At 66.6% G+C, this 13,106-nt stretch carries 13 protein-coding genes and 2 tRNA genes; 8 read left to right on the forward strand and 7 right to left on the reverse strand.

Translation table 11 applies throughout. The annotated features are described in order from the left end of the window. Positions 1-9: 9 nt before the first annotated feature. The 4 genes from ACYVI5_RS09290 to ACYVI5_RS09305 form a co-directional block, all read right to left on the reverse strand. The gene (locus ACYVI5_RS09290; protein WP_440294764.1) at positions 10-594 is read right to left on the reverse strand and encodes an ATP-dependent Clp protease proteolytic subunit; all 585 of its coding nucleotides are present in this window, start codon (positions 592-594) and stop codon (positions 10-12) included. 156 nt (positions 595-750) lie between these two features. Further along, complete coding sequence (locus ACYVI5_RS09295) at positions 751-1,227, reverse strand: tetratricopeptide repeat protein (RefSeq protein WP_460579942.1); 477 nt, start codon at positions 1,225-1,227, stop codon at positions 751-753. 101 nt (positions 1,228-1,328) lie between these two features. Continuing rightward, positions 1,329-2,699, reverse strand: a complete 1,371-nt coding sequence (gene tig / locus ACYVI5_RS09300; protein WP_460579943.1) for a trigger factor — start codon at positions 2,697-2,699, stop codon at positions 1,329-1,331. A 45-nt stretch (positions 2,700-2,744) separates the two neighbouring features. Continuing rightward, positions 2,745-2,822: transfer RNA gene (locus ACYVI5_RS09305), tRNA-Pro, on the reverse strand. 166 nt (positions 2,823-2,988) lie between these two features. Here ACYVI5_RS09305 and ACYVI5_RS09310 point away from each other — a divergent pair. From ACYVI5_RS09310 to ACYVI5_RS09320, 3 genes are all read left to right on the forward strand, one after another. Beyond that, positions 2,989-3,062: transfer RNA gene (locus ACYVI5_RS09310), tRNA-Gly, on the forward strand. A gap of 147 nt (positions 3,063-3,209) precedes the next feature. Next, a complete protein-coding gene (locus ACYVI5_RS09315) occupies positions 3,210-3,815 on the forward strand; it encodes a hypothetical protein (protein WP_460579944.1) in 606 nt (201 codons plus the stop codon). Positions 3,816-3,899: 84 nt separating this feature from the next. Then, positions 3,900-4,385, forward strand: coding sequence for a Dps family protein (locus tag ACYVI5_RS09320; protein ID WP_460529825.1), 486 nt, complete (start codon positions 3,900-3,902; stop codon positions 4,383-4,385). A 59-nt stretch (positions 4,386-4,444) separates the two neighbouring features. Here the strand turns inward: ACYVI5_RS09320 and ACYVI5_RS09325 are convergent, their stop codons facing one another. The 3 genes from ACYVI5_RS09325 to ACYVI5_RS09335 form a co-directional block, all read right to left on the reverse strand. Continuing rightward, a complete protein-coding gene (locus ACYVI5_RS09325; protein WP_460579945.1) occupies positions 4,445-5,455 on the reverse strand; it encodes an Fpg/Nei family DNA glycosylase in 1,011 nt (336 codons plus the stop codon). Between the two features lie 5 nt (positions 5,456-5,460). Further along, the gene (locus tag ACYVI5_RS09330) at positions 5,461-5,949 is read right to left on the reverse strand and encodes a ribose-5-phosphate isomerase (RefSeq protein WP_460579946.1); all 489 of its coding nucleotides are present in this window, start codon (positions 5,947-5,949) and stop codon (positions 5,461-5,463) included. An 81-nt stretch (positions 5,950-6,030) separates the two neighbouring features. After that, positions 6,031-6,630 carry a mycothiol-dependent nitroreductase Rv2466c family protein gene (locus tag ACYVI5_RS09335; RefSeq protein ID WP_460579947.1) on the reverse strand — a complete coding sequence of 200 codons (600 nt, stop codon included), beginning with the start codon at positions 6,628-6,630 and terminating at the stop codon, positions 6,031-6,033. Positions 6,631-6,796: 166 nt separating this feature from the next. Here ACYVI5_RS09335 and pepN point away from each other — a divergent pair, with 166 nt between their 5' ends. The 5 genes from pepN to ACYVI5_RS09360 all read left to right on the forward strand — a co-directional run bounded on the left by pepN (position 6,797) and on the right by ACYVI5_RS09360 (position 13,064). Next, positions 6,797-9,337 carry a M1 family aminopeptidase gene (gene pepN / locus ACYVI5_RS09340; protein ID WP_460579948.1) on the forward strand — a complete coding sequence of 847 codons (2,541 nt, stop codon included), beginning with the start codon at positions 6,797-6,799 and terminating at the stop codon, positions 9,335-9,337. Positions 9,338-9,429: 92 nt separating this feature from the next. Next, complete coding sequence (locus tag ACYVI5_RS09345; RefSeq protein WP_460579949.1) at positions 9,430-10,341, forward strand: ABC transporter ATP-binding protein; 912 nt, start codon at positions 9,430-9,432, stop codon at positions 10,339-10,341. Then, the gene (locus ACYVI5_RS09350) at positions 10,338-11,216 is read left to right on the forward strand and encodes an ABC transporter permease (protein ID WP_460579950.1); all 879 of its coding nucleotides are present in this window, start codon (positions 10,338-10,340) and stop codon (positions 11,214-11,216) included. The genes ACYVI5_RS09345 and ACYVI5_RS09350 overlap by 4 nt, the downstream gene beginning before the upstream one ends. Before the next feature lie 214 nt (positions 11,217-11,430). Next, positions 11,431-12,675, forward strand: coding sequence for a mechanosensitive ion channel family protein (locus ACYVI5_RS09355; protein ID WP_460579951.1), 1,245 nt, complete (start codon positions 11,431-11,433; stop codon positions 12,673-12,675). Then, positions 12,672-13,064, forward strand: coding sequence for a globin (locus ACYVI5_RS09360; RefSeq protein ID WP_460579952.1), 393 nt, complete (start codon positions 12,672-12,674; stop codon positions 13,062-13,064). Before ACYVI5_RS09355 ends, ACYVI5_RS09360 begins: the two co-directional genes overlap by 4 nt. Positions 13,065-13,106 lie beyond the last annotated feature (42 nt).

Genomic DNA, 13,106 nt, shown 5'->3' on the forward strand with positions numbered 1-13,106 from the left:
GTTCTGCGCCTACTCCTGGGTTCCGCCGCCGCCGACCACGTCGGTCGCCGACTCGCGGATGTGGTCGACGAAGCCGTAGTCGAGCGCCTCCTGGGCGGTGAACCAGCGGTCGCGGTCGCCGTCCGCGTTGATCTGCTCGACTGTCTTGCCGGTCTGCGCCGCGGTGATCTCGGCGAGGCGCTTCTTCATGTCGAGGATGAGCTGCGCCTGTGTCTGGATGTCGCTGGCCGTTCCGCCGAATCCGCCGTGCGGCTGGTGCAGCAGCACCCGTGCGTTCGGCGTGATGTACCGCTTGCCCTTCGTGCCGGCGGTGAGCAGCAACTGACCCATCGATGCGGCCATGCCGATGCCGACGGTCACGATGTCGTTGGGAACGAACTGCATGGTGTCGTAGATGGCCATGCCAGCGGTGATCGAACCACCGGGCGAGTTGATGTACAGGTAGATGTCGCGCTTCGGGTCCTCGGCAGCCAGGAGCAGCAGCTTCGCCGCGATCTCGTTGGCATTGTCATCGCGCACCTCCGAGCCGAGCCAGATGATGCGGTCCTTCAGCAGTCGGTCAAAAACACTGGGTTGCAGTGTCGGTTCGGCCATGAACGTGCTCCCTTTTTCGTACGTGCTCTCGAATCTATCGAAGCGGTCGCGCGGTCACGGCCCTGTTCGCCGTCGGCAGAGCCGATGGCGAACGAGACAAGCAGGGCTCGCCGCAAGCGCAGCTTGCCGTCGGCAGAGCCGACGGCAAGCGAAGCGTCAGATGGCGATCTCTCTCGCGTACGCCGTGACGGACTTCGTGTACAGCGGAAGGTGTGGTGCGAGTGCGCCGAGCGCGATCGATGCTGCACGCTCGGCTTCGCCGCTGCTCACGAGAGCGAGCGCGTAGAACGCGGCGACGGCGTCCCGGTAGGGCGACGTGGAGTGATTCGCGTGCTCGTCGCCGAGCATCCACACCGCTTCGTGCACTCGTCCCAGGTTGCGCAGGGTGCTGGCGAGTTGGATGACGGCGCGCACCCTGTGATCGTCGTCCAGGCCCAACTGCAGCGCGCGCCGGTAGAGCGGCTCGGCCTCTTCCTCCTGTCCGGCGGAGTCCCGCGCTCCTGCCCTGTGGAAGAGGGCGACGGCGTTGTCGCCCCAGACCGCGGCCAGCCGATCGATGCGCTCGATGCGTTCGATGTCGCTCAGTTCTTCGTCGGCCCACACGGCATCGAACTGCTGGTCCCAGTCGGTCATGGCATCCTCCGCGCTGAAAAGGGGACGTACAAGAAGAAGGGGGCGGATGCAACGCACCCACCCCCTCGCAAGACCCTATCGGCTTGCCGGACTTGTCCTTCTTACTTCTCCTCGGCTTCCGGCGCTGCCTCGTCGGTCGCCTCGGCGTTGTCGGATGCCTCAGGTTCGTCGGATGCCTCAGCCGCGTCGGCCGGCTCGTTCACCGCGGCGAACTCGGAGAGGTCAACCTGCTGGCCGTTGGAGTCCTTCACGACGGCGCGGCCGAGGAGTACGGCGATCGTCTTGTTGCGAGCGACCTCACCGAACATCTGCGGAAGCTGGCCGTTCTCGCCGAGCAGCTGCACGAACTCGTTCGGGTCCATGCCGTACTGCGCGGCGGCCTGAACGAGGTAGTTGCTCAGCTCGTCCTGGCTGACCTGGATGTTCTCCTTCTGCGCGATCTCGTCGAGCAGCACCTGCGTGCGGAAGGCCTTCTCGCTGGCCTCCTTCACCTCGGCACGGTGCTCGTCGTCTTCGAGCCGGTTCTCGGACTCGAGGTGGCGGTGCACCTCGTCTTCCACCAGGCCCTCCGGGACCGGGATCTCGGTGAGCTCGAGCAGCCGGTCGACCAGCAGGTTGCGCGCCGCGTTGCCCTGATCGAACGTCTTGCTGCGAGCGGCTTCGCCGCGGAGGCTCTCGCGGAGCTCGTCGATGGTGTCGAACTCGCTGGAGATCTGCGCGAAGTCGTCGTCGGCATCCGGGAGCTCACGCTCCTTGACGGCGTTCAGCGTGACGGTGATCTCAGCGTCTTCGCCCTCGTGATCGCCGCCGAGCAGCTTGGAGGTGAATGTCGTGGTCTCGCCGGCAGACAGCGCGTCGAGCGCCTCGTCGATGCCCTCGACGAGCTCGCCGGAACCTACCTCGTACGAGACGTTGCTGGCGGTGTCGACCTGCTCGTCCCCGATCGTGGCGACCAGGTCGAGCTGGGCGAAGTCGCCCTTCTTCGCAGGGCGGTCCACCGTGACCAGCGTGCCGAAGCGGCTGCGCAGGCGCTCGAGTTCGGCCTCGACGTCCTCGTCGGTGACCTCCGCCGCGTCGACGGTCAGCTCGAGGCCGTCGTACTCCGGAAGCGTGATCTCAGGGCGAACGTCGACCTCGATGGCGACGATGAGGTCACCCGAATAGTCCTTGTCGCTGGGCCACTCCGTGATGTCGGCCTCGGGGCGGCCGACCGGCTTGACGTCGTTCTCTTCGACCGCGTTGCGGTAGAAGCCCTCGAGCCCCTCGTTGACGGCGTGCTCGAGAACGGCAGCCTTGCCGACGCGCTGATCGATGATGGGCGGCGGCACCTTGCCCTTGCGGAACCCGGGGATGCTCACCTCCCCGGCGATGTGCTCATAGGCATGCTTGATGCTGGGCTGCAGCTCTTCCGGGGTCACTGCGATGGTGAGCTTCGCGCGTGTCGGGCTCAGCTTCTCGACCGTGGTCTTCACGTGGGAGATCTCCTGTTTTCGAAAGTGGTTCAGTCAGAGTCGACGTGGTCGGGGCGACAGGATTCGAACCTGCGACCTCCCGCTCCCAAAGCGGGCGCTCTAGCCAAGCTGAGCTACGCCCCGGATCGTGGTGACCCGCTAGGTGACCGGCCGGGCACGCGCCAGGGCGTTCAGCAAGCCGAAATGACCTCGCACAGTCTACCGAAGAAAGAAGGATGCCCGCTCCGGCCGGTTCCGCACCCCTCAGCCGGCATGCACTACACTTGCACAGCGCGGTTCACCACCGCTCGGGGATGTAGCTCAATGGCAGAGCCTCAGTCTTCCAAACTGATGGTGCGGGTTCGATTCCCGTCATCCCCTCCACTGGTTCTGACGTCGGCCGTCGTTGCTGCAGGACGACACCGTGACGCTCCAATCGGACACGGTCGAGAGGGCGTCAACGAAGGTCCACGGTCTTTGGGAGAATGTCCACGGCTCCGCCGCCCCTTCCGCCCACGAAAAGGCCCGAACATGACACCAGACGAAGCAGCCGCCCTTCTCGACGTCGCGAAGGATGCCTCGGCATCCGACATCCTTGCCGCTTACTCCGCCAAGGCGCAGGCGGCGGGTGGCGCGCACTCCGGCGATATCGAGGCGGAGAAGGCCGAGGTGCAGCTGCTCGGCGAGGCGCGGGTCACGTTGATGACGTACAGGCAGAAGATGCAGGGCACGCAGCAGCGCACGGCGGTCGCGCAGCGGGCCGCCGGAAAAGGCCCCGCCGCGGGTACACCGGAGTACGGCGAGCGCGCCGAGGCTCCGGTCTGGCCAGACGATGCTCCTGCCAAGGGCAAGGTGCGCACCGCTGAAGAGGAGCAGGTTCGCAAACAGCGATCCTTCGTGATCGCTGTGATCGGTCTCGTGCTCTCGTTGACCGCATGGGTGTGGTGGCTGCTCGAACCGATCTCGCTGTTCGGCATGGGTCTGGCGATCTGGTCGATGGTTCGCGTGCGCGGCTACGGCAGCGGAATGTACACCGGAACGCGGATCGTCGCATGGCTCGCTCTCGTGCTCGGTGCGCTGGCGCTGATCGGGAACATCCTCCTCGTCGTGAACGGACTGGGCGCCGCGAAGGGCTGAACTTAGCCCAGCCTCTGCTTCCTTGCGGAATGCGGGCGGCCGCGTAGCGTTGATCGAGACAACGAGCGAAGGGACTATTCATCCATGAGCAACACCGACACCACTCCGAAAGCCACCACCAACCCCGACGTCGCTGCGGGCACGGCACAGTTCCTGACTCCGGTGGTCATCGAGCTCGAGGCGCTCGTTGTCAACGGCAAGCAGGCGCACTGGAACCTGCGGGGGTCGAACTTCATCGGCGTTCACGAACTGCTCGACACGCTCGTTGCCGACGCCCAGGAGTGGGCGGACCTCGCCGCCGAGCGCATCGTCGCACTGGGGCTCCCGATCGACGCCCGCATCGCGACGGTCGCCGCGAACACGAAGGCATCTCCGCTCAGCGACGGATTCGTGCAGTCGGACAAGTCGATCGCCGAGGTCATCGGTCAGATCGACGTCGCGCTCGACGCCGTGAACACAGCGGTGCGCGAACTCGACGAGCTCGACCAGACCAGCCAGGACGTCGCGATCGAGATCGCACGCGGACTCGATAAGGACCGCTGGCTTCTGTTCGCCCACATCGCGAAGTAGTCGCGGCTAACACGACAGAACGGGAAGAGGGTCGTGACCGGAAGGTCGCAGCCCTCTTGCTATGCCTGGCAGACGGGGCACCAGTAGAGCTTGCGGGCGGCCATGAGTTCCATCGCGATGTTCGTCCCGCACACCCGGCACGGGAGCCCCTCCCGCTTGTACACCCAGTGGCGATCCTCCCGGCTCGCCATCGCCTTCGCCCAGTCCTCGGGGCCGAGGTCGTCCATTGTCATCATCTGGCCGGTGCGCACGCCGATGTCGAGCAGGTGCGCCCAATCCCGCCAAAGCGCTCGAGCGGTGTCCTTCGGAACCTTCTTGCCCGGCGTGTGAGGGTTCAGCCCGGCGCGGAACAACATCTCGGCCCGGTAGACGTTGCCGACGCCACTCATCACGGATTGGTCCATCAGCAACAGGCCGACGGGCGTCTGCTTCGACGTGATGGTCTCCGCAACCCGGTCCTCGACCTCCGGACCGTCGTCCACGAGAGGATCGGGGCCCAGCCCCGCGACCACCTTGGCGACGGAGGCCTCGTCGAGCACCTGGCACGCCGTCGGCCCTCGCAGGTCGGCCACGGCGGTGTCGGTGAGCAGCCGGGCCCGCACAGCGCCGACCGGTTCGGCTGGGAAGGCGAACGCGGTGTCGTCCTCTTTCTCGGACTCGGACATCCGGAGCCGAGCCCTTCGGGGTGCGCCCATGCTGGCGATCGAGTCCTCACCGCGCGAGTCCAGCACCGGAACGTCCGCCTCCGACACCGCTTCGGTCGGCACCGTCCCCCGCTGATTCGTCTGCCCCATGCGTCCGCGCGCGGACCGGATCGTATCGTCCACCGTGATCTCGCCGGCGAAGTCCCATGCGCCGTAGATGCCCAGGTGCACACGCAGCCAGAGCCCGTTCTCGAACTCGAGGAAGAGCTGCTTGCCGATGGCACGGGCATCCACCATCGTCTGCCCGTCGATGAGGGCGGCATCTGCGCTGAACCTGCCCTGCGGCGAACTGACCGCCACCCGTTTGCCGACGAAGTTGCGCTTGAACTGCAGGGCGATCCGGTGAACGGAATGACCTTCAGGCATCCGCGCTACTTGTCGACGTTCTTGCCGGCGATGTCGCCGGTCGCCTCGAACTCGGCCAGCTGCGCGATACGCCGCACGTGGCGCTCCTCGAACGAGAACGGCTCTGCGATGAAGGTGTCGATGTACGAGATCGCCTCGTCGACCGTGTGCTGCCTCGCGCCGATCGCGATCACGTTCGCATCGTTGTGCTGGCGTGCCAGAAGCGCCGTGCTCTCGTTCCAGACCAGCGCGGCCCGGATGCCCAGCACCTTGTTCGCGGCGATCTGCTCACCATTGCCCGAACCCCCGAACACGACACCGAGCGCCTGCACGCCCGATTGCTGGTCGGCGATGACGCCCTTGGCCGCATTGATGCAGAAGGCCGGGTAGTCGTCTAGGGGGTCGAACTCCTGCGGTCCGTGGTCGATGACCTCGTGCCCGGCATCCCTCAGGTGCTGCTGCAGGGTCTGCGAGAACTCGAGTCCGGCGTGGTCGGTGCCGATGTGGATGCGCATGGGCACCAGTCTAGGGACGCCGGCCAAGGTGAAACCCGCGCCCTCGAGGAGAAGAACCCGCACCCTCGAAGGAACGGGAGGTCAGTCGAAGATCGGGTCACGGGTGCGGCTGCGCTTGAGCTCGAAGAAGCCGTCGTAGGACGCGGCCGCCACCACGCCGTCCCACAGCGTCAGCGCCTGGTGGCCGCGCGGAGTCGGTGAGATGACCGGTCCGAAGAACGCTGTGCCGTTCACTGCGATCACCGGGGTGCCGACATCCTGTCCGACGCGGTCGATCCCGTCGGCGTGGCTGGCCCGCAGCTGCACGTCGTACTCGTCAGAGTCGGCGTACTCGGCGTACTCGGCAGGCAGCCCGACCTCGGAGAGCGCTTCGGCGATGATGGCTTCGGCGTCTTTGCGATGCTCCGGATGGATGCGCGTGCCCAGCGCGTCGTAGAGCGGCTTCACCGCCTCCTGCCCGCGCAACTCCCCCACAGCTGTGACGAGCCGGGCATAGCGCAGGGTGCGGGGCAGCTTCGCGCGGTAGGACTCGGAGACGTCCTTGTCCTCGTTGAGCACGTACAGGCTCATGATGTGCCACGTCACGTTCAGATCGCGGTGCGGGGCGACCTCGTCGACCCAGCGTGAGGTCATCCAGGCCCACGGGCATGACGGATCGAACCAGAAGTCAACATCGGTCATGACCACCATCTAAGCGGCCGTGCCCCGGAGCCGTGCCGGCCGTCGCAGTTCCGCTCTCGTGGGCGGGCCGCACCGCCGAATAGGCTTGACAGTCGGGCCGCGCACACGATGCGCCCGGAGCCCGAGCTTGCGTCGGACACCTTTCGCCAGGAGAAGAAGGAGAACCATGCCAGGAGAGAACCTCACGCGCATCGAGGCGGCCGAGCGCCGCGCCATCGTCGATACCCAGAGCTATGACGTCACGCTCGACCTCACCACGGGCGACGAGACCTTCCTCAGCACGACGACGGTGAAGTTCGCCGCCAAGGAGGGGGCGTCGACCTTCATCGATGCGATAACGGCATCCGTCGACTCGATCGTGCTCAACGGAGAGGCGCTCGATGTGGCGAGCGCCAACGACGGAGTGCGCATCCAGCTGAACGATCTCAAGGCCGAGAACGAGCTGACCGTCGTATCGCACCCTCGGTACACGAACACCGGCGAGGGCCTGCACCGCTTCGTCGACCCGGTCGATGGCGAGGTCTACCTCTACTCGCAGTTCGAGGTGCCCGATTCCCGCCGTATGTTCGCGGTGTTCGAGCAGCCCGATCTCAAGGCCGTGTTCACCTTCACGGTGACCACGCCCGAGAAGTGGGCCGTCGTCAGCAACTCGCCGGTGGCATCCGTCGAGCAGAACGGCGACGTGAAGACCACCGTCTTCGAGCCGACGCCGAGGATCTCCTCGTACATCACCGCGCTCATCGCGGGGCCCTATTCGAGCTGGCACTCGGAGCTCACCAGCCGCGACGGACGCACCATTCCGCTGGGCGTCTACGCGCGCGCATCGCTGGCGGAGTACATGGATGCCGACTACATCTTCGACAAGACCCGGGAGGGCTTCGCGTTCTACGAGGAGCGGTTCGACGTGCCGTACCCGTTCGCGAAGTACGACCAGCTGTTCGTGCCGGAGTTCAACGCCGGCGCCATGGAGAACGCCGGCGCGATCACGTTCACCGAGACGTACGTGTTCCGCTCCAAGGTGACGGACGCCATCAGGGAGCGCCGCGTCGTCACAATCCTGCACGAGCTGGCGCACATGTGGTTCGGCGACCTCGTGACGATGAAGTGGTGGAACGACCTCTGGCTCAACGAGTCGTTCGCGGAGTACGCCTCGACGCTGGCGACCGCCGAAGCGACCGAGTGGCGCGAGGCCTGGACCACGTTCGCGGCCATGGAGAAGAGCTGGGCGTACCGGCAGGACCAGCTGCCGTCGACGCATCCGATCGTCGCCACCATCAACGATCTCGAAGACGTGCAGGTCAACTTCGACGGCATCACGTACGCAAAGGGGGCGTCGGTTCTCAAGCAGCTCGTGGCGTGGGTGGGTCAGGACGACTTCCTTGCCGGCGTCTCGAACTACTTCAAGAAGCACGCGCACTCCAACACCGAGCTCCGCGACCTGCTGGTGGAACTCGAGGCCACCAGCGGCCGTGACCTGACATCGTGGTCGAAGCTGTGGCTGGAGACCGCAGGAGTGAACACACTGCGGCCCGAGATCGAGACGGATGCCGACGGCAACGTCACCGGGTTCGCCGTGCTGCAGTCCGCGCATCCGGACTACCCGACGCTGCGTCCGCATCGCCTCGCGATCGGGCTGTACAACCTGCGCGGCAACAAGCTCGTGCGGGACGGACGGTTGGAGCTGGACATCGACGGCGAGCGCACCGAGGTGCCCGAGCTGGTCGGCAAGAAGCGTCCCGATCTCGTTCTGATCAACGACGACGACCTCGCATACGCGAAGATCCGCCTCGACGAGCAGTCCCTGACGTTTGCGATCGAGCACCTCTCCGAGATCGAGTCGCCGCTGGCGCGATCGCTGGTGTGGGGCTCGGTGTGGGATGCCACGCGCGACGCCGAGACGCCGGCGAGCGATTACGTGCGCCTCGTGCTGGGCAACATCGGCACCGAGACCGAGTCGACGACGCTCCGAACGACACTGAACCAGCTCGTGCTGACCGTGCACTCGTACGTTGCGCCGCATCGTCGTGAGTCCTCTGCCCGACAGGCGGCGGACACCCTCTGGGAGCTCGCCTCGTCGGCACAGGCCGGAAGCGACGCGCAGTTCCAGTTCGTGAAGTTCTTCGCCGTGCTCGCCTCCACGCCGGAGCAGTTGGCGAAGGTCTCCGGACTGCGCGATGGATCCATCGTGCTGGTCGGCCTCACCGTCGACACGGATCTCTCCTGGGAGCTTCTCACCTCGCTGGTCGCCGGCGGACAAGCCGGCTCCGCCGAGATCGACGCCGCTCTCGCGGCCGACAACACCGCGACCGGCGCGCAGGCGGCCGCGCAGGCGCGCGCGGCGATTCCCACCCCCGAGGGCAAGGCGGCTGCGTGGGCGAGCGTCTTCGACTCCGACGACCTGCCGAACACGATCGTGCGGATGACCGGGGTCGGCTTCCAGCGCGCGCACGACACCGCACTGCTCGAGCCCTACGTCACGAAGTACTTCGACGCACTGCAGTCGGTGTGGGCATCCCGCACCTACAAGATCGCGGAGTACCTCGTCGAGGGCATGTACCCGTTCCCGCTGGCCGATCAGCGGCTCGCGGACGCCACGCGCGACTGGCTGGAAGCGAACCAGGAGCCGGCCGCGCTGCGTCGCCTCGTGTCGGAGAACCTGGCGTCGGTGGAGCGGGCGCTGCGAGCACAGGAGCGCGATGCGCATTAGTCGCTGATCGGGGTGCATCTCGACCGTGGGATGCACCCCGATCATCCTGTGGGTTGACGACGCGGACCCGCGGTCTCCGTAGCGTCGAGGTCATGATCGAAATCGATGGCCTCACCAAGAGGTATGGCCCCAAGCTGGCGGTCGACCACGTCAGCTTCACGGTGCGTCCCGGCATCGTCACCGGGTTCCTCGGCCCCAACGGTGCCGGCAAGTCCACCACCATGCGCATGATCATGGGGTTGGACAAGCCGACCGCGGGCAGCGCGCTCGTCTCCGGCAAGCCGTACGCACAGCATCCGTCGCCTCTGCACGAGGTCGGTGCGCTTCTGGAAGCCAAGGCGGTGCACACCGGCCGCACCGCCTTCAACCACCTGCTCGCGCTCGCGGCGACCCACGGCATCCCGAAGAAGCGGGTGCACGAGGTGATCCACCTCACCGGCCTCGAGTCGGTGGCAGGCAAGCGCGTGGGCGGGTTCTCGCTCGGCATGGGACAGCGCCTCGGCATCGCCGCGGCGCTCCTCGGCGACCCGCACACGCTCATCCTCGACGAGCCGGTCAACGGCCTCGACCCCGAGGGGGTGCGCTGGGTGCGCGAATTCTCGCGGCACCTCGCCTCTGAGGGACGCACTGTCTTCATCTCCTCGCACCTGATGAGCGAGATGGCTCAGACCGCCGACCACTTGATCGTGCTCGGCCGAGGGCGTGTGCTCGCGGATGCCCCGATCGCCGAGGTGATCGCCGGCGCCACACGGCGAGTGGTGCGCGTGCGCACACCCGACGTGCGCTCGCTCACCGCCGCGCTGGCCGGACCGGACGTGACCGTCACCTCGTTCGACGACGGTGCGCTCGAGGTCGTGGGACTGGATGCGGCACAGATCGGCGATGCCGCCGCGGCGCACGGAGTCGCGCTGCACGAATTGACGCCGGTCGACGCCTCACTGGAGGAGGCCTACCTCGAACTCACTCAAGACGAGGTCGAATACCACTCGGAGGTGGCACGATGAGCACGGCAACCAGCACCCTGAACCGGCCGACACCGACGGCGAGTCCGCTGGACGGCATCCGGCTCTCCTTCGCCGGGCTGCTCCGGTCGGAGTGGATCAAGCTGCGCAGTCTGCGCTCCACGGTGTGGTGCCTCGGCATCGTCATCGTGCTCGCGGTCGGCGTGGCGGCGGCATCCGCCGGGCTCTACCACCTGGAGAACGTCTCCGCCCTGCCGACGGATGTGGCGAACGGCTACGTGGTCTCCGCTGCCACCATCGGACTGTCATTCACGCAGCTGGCGGTCGCGGTACTCGGCGTACTCGTGATCAGCGGGGAATACGCAACGGGCATGATTCGCTCGACCTACACGGCCGACCCGCGACGGCTCGGCGCCTACTTCGCGAAGTTCATCGTGCTCGCCGTCGTGGTGTTCGTCGTGGGCGTCATCTCGGTCGGCATCTCGGCGATCGTGGGCACCCTGATCTTCGAAGGGCGCGGACTGCACCCCGATCTGTTCTCGTCGAGCGTTCTGCTTCCACTCCTCGGCGGTGCGGCGTACCTCACCCTCATCGCGATGCTCGCCTTCGCCCTCGGATCGATTCTGCGGAGCTCGGCAGGCGGCATAGCGACGATCCTGGGCTTTCTGCTGGTTCTGCCGGTGGTGGCCACACTGCTGGCACGGCTCACGCAGGCGACCTGGGTGGACAACGTGGCGTCGTTCCTGCCCTCCGAGGCGGGGCAGCACCTCTACACATACGTGCCGCCGAATGCTCACACGGTCGTCGCGAGCGGAGTGGTCTCGCTGGACGCGTGGCAAGGCGGGCTCGTCCTGCTGGCGTGGGTCGCGGTCACGGTCGCGGTCGGCGCCATCCAGACCAAGCAGCGCGACGTGTAGAACGGCACATCATTCGGCCGGTGTCCTTCGCCGGGACGCCATCCAGAGCGTGCGCGGCCTCTTTCGGGGCCGAGCGCCAACCGGGGGACCCCCGGGTGCGACACCACCCGGCGACGGATGCCCGTGAGTAGCGATCATCGCCGCTCACGGGCATCCGCCATTCACCAAGGCGCCGCCCAGGATGCGCCAAGTCCGCCCCCTAGAATCGGTCGCGATGACCTTCTCCGCATCTCTCCCCCTCGCGAACCTCACCAGCCCCACCTTCTGGAGCGACGTGTTGACAACCCTCGGTGAATGGGGTTGGAAGCTCGTGCAGATCGCCATCATCATTGCCGTCGCGTTCCTCATCGGATGGGTGATGCACTTCGTGCTCCGGCGTGTCGTTCGGCGCATCGTGACTGGGGTCAAGAACAAGCAGAACGTCGAAGACACCCAGGCGCTCACCGCTTCCCCGATCGCGGCAGTGCGGCTCGTTCAGCGCACCCGCACGCTCGGAACCGTTCTCAGTAACATCGTCAACATCGCGATCGTGATCATCGCTCTGGTCGCATGCATCAACATCGCCCTGCCGAACCTCTTCGGCTCCCTCGCACTCCTCACCGCCGCGATCGGTGCCGGCCTCGGCTTCGGCGCGCAGAACATCGTCAAGGACGTGCTCAACGGCCTGTTCATGGTGATGGAGGATCAGCTCGGGGTGGGCGACGTCGTCGACCTCGGCTCCGCGACGGGCATGGTCGAGGTCGTGGGCATCCGAATCACCCAGATCCGCGACGTGAACGGCACGCTCTGGTTCGTGCGCAACGGCGAGATCCTGCGCGTGGGCAACATGTCCCAGGGCTGGGCACGCGTGATCACCGACCTCGCAGTGCCGTACGACGCCGACGTCGACGCCATCGAGGATCGGATGATGCAGGTCGCGTCCGAGCTCGCCACCTCACCGCGCTGGCGGACGCGCATCGTGGAGAAGCCCGAGATATGGGGCATCGAGTCGGTCTCGACGGATGCCGTCGTGCTCCGCGTTGTGATCAAGACCCGCACGACGGCGAAGGACGACGTCGCGCGTGAGCTTCGCAAACGGCTCAAGGCGGCGCTCGATGAGATGCATGTCACGCTGCCGTCCCTCTCCAGCGTCGTACTGACCGGATTCGACGGCGCCGCGAGCATCACCGGCGCTCATCCGCCCCGCACCCGACCGAGCCCGGTGGTGACGACCCAGGATGCAAAGCTCAAGAAGCGCCGCGGCAAGCGCGGTGCCTCCGAAGAAGAGACCGCACAAGCGAACGCCGCTCCTCGCGGTGCCCGAGCCGGCACATCCGGTGCACCGGCGACTGCGAGGCATCCGCAGGCCATCACGAAACCGCAGCCGGCGCCGCCGCGCGACAGCGGTGCCGCACCCCGCCATCCGTCACCCGGTGAGCACGGGTTGCAGAGCGACCACCACGATGAAGGCAACCAGTGACCGACGCAATAGCAGACAACTTCTACGAACAGGTCGGCGGACACGAGACGTTCCGCCGGCTGGTCGCGTCGTTCTACCGTGGCGTCGCCGATGATCCGGTGCTGCGTCCGATGTATCCGGAGCAGGACCTCGGGCCCGCCTCAGATCGGCTGCGGATGTTCCTGGAGCAGTACTGGGGCGGCCCCACGACGTACAGCGAGCAGCGTGGTCATCCGCGACTCCGGCTGCGGCACCAGCCGTTCAAGGTCAACCCTGAGGCACGTGACCGCTGGCTCGCGCACATGCGTGCGGCTCTCGACGAGTTGGAGCTACCTCCGCTGCAGGACACCACACTGTGGGCCTACCTCGAACGTGCCGCGCATGCGATGGTGAACACCTTCGAGGAGTGAGGCACGCGCCGGACTCGTCCGACGCTGCGGCCGCACCGGAAC

The sequence above is a fragment of the Humibacter ginsengisoli genome, from assembly GCF_054780095.1.

Excerpts from the sequence above, each read along its gene's own strand:
- ACYVI5_RS09355 (WP_460579951.1), top strand. The coding sequence starts at position 11,431 with ATGACCTTCTCCGCATCTCTCCCCCTCGCGAACCTCACCAGCCCCACC.
- ACYVI5_RS09320 (WP_460529825.1), top strand. The coding sequence starts at position 3,900 with ATGAGCAACACCGACACCACTCCGAAAGCCACCACCAACCCCGACGTC.
- ACYVI5_RS09350 (WP_460579950.1), top strand. The coding sequence starts at position 10,338 with ATGAGCACGGCAACCAGCACCCTGAACCGGCCGACACCGACGGCGAGT.
- ACYVI5_RS09325 (WP_460579945.1), bottom strand. The coding sequence starts at position 5,455 with ATGCCTGAAGGTCATTCCGTTCACCGGATCGCCCTGCAGTTCAAGCGC.
- ACYVI5_RS09335 (WP_460579947.1), bottom strand. The coding sequence starts at position 6,630 with ATGACCGATGTTGACTTCTGGTTCGATCCGTCATGCCCGTGGGCCTGG.
- ACYVI5_RS09315 (WP_460579944.1), top strand. The coding sequence starts at position 3,210 with ATGACACCAGACGAAGCAGCCGCCCTTCTCGACGTCGCGAAGGATGCC.
- ACYVI5_RS09330 (WP_460579946.1), bottom strand. The coding sequence starts at position 5,949 with ATGCGCATCCACATCGGCACCGACCACGCCGGACTCGAGTTCTCGCAG.
- pepN (WP_460579948.1), top strand. The coding sequence starts at position 6,797 with ATGCCAGGAGAGAACCTCACGCGCATCGAGGCGGCCGAGCGCCGCGCC.
- ACYVI5_RS09290 (WP_440294764.1), bottom strand. The coding sequence starts at position 594 with ATGGCCGAACCGACACTGCAACCCAGTGTTTTTGACCGACTGCTGAAG.
- ACYVI5_RS09345 (WP_460579949.1), top strand. The coding sequence starts at position 9,430 with ATGATCGAAATCGATGGCCTCACCAAGAGGTATGGCCCCAAGCTGGCG.
- ACYVI5_RS09295 (WP_460579942.1), bottom strand. The coding sequence starts at position 1,227 with ATGACCGACTGGGACCAGCAGTTCGATGCCGTGTGGGCCGACGAAGAA.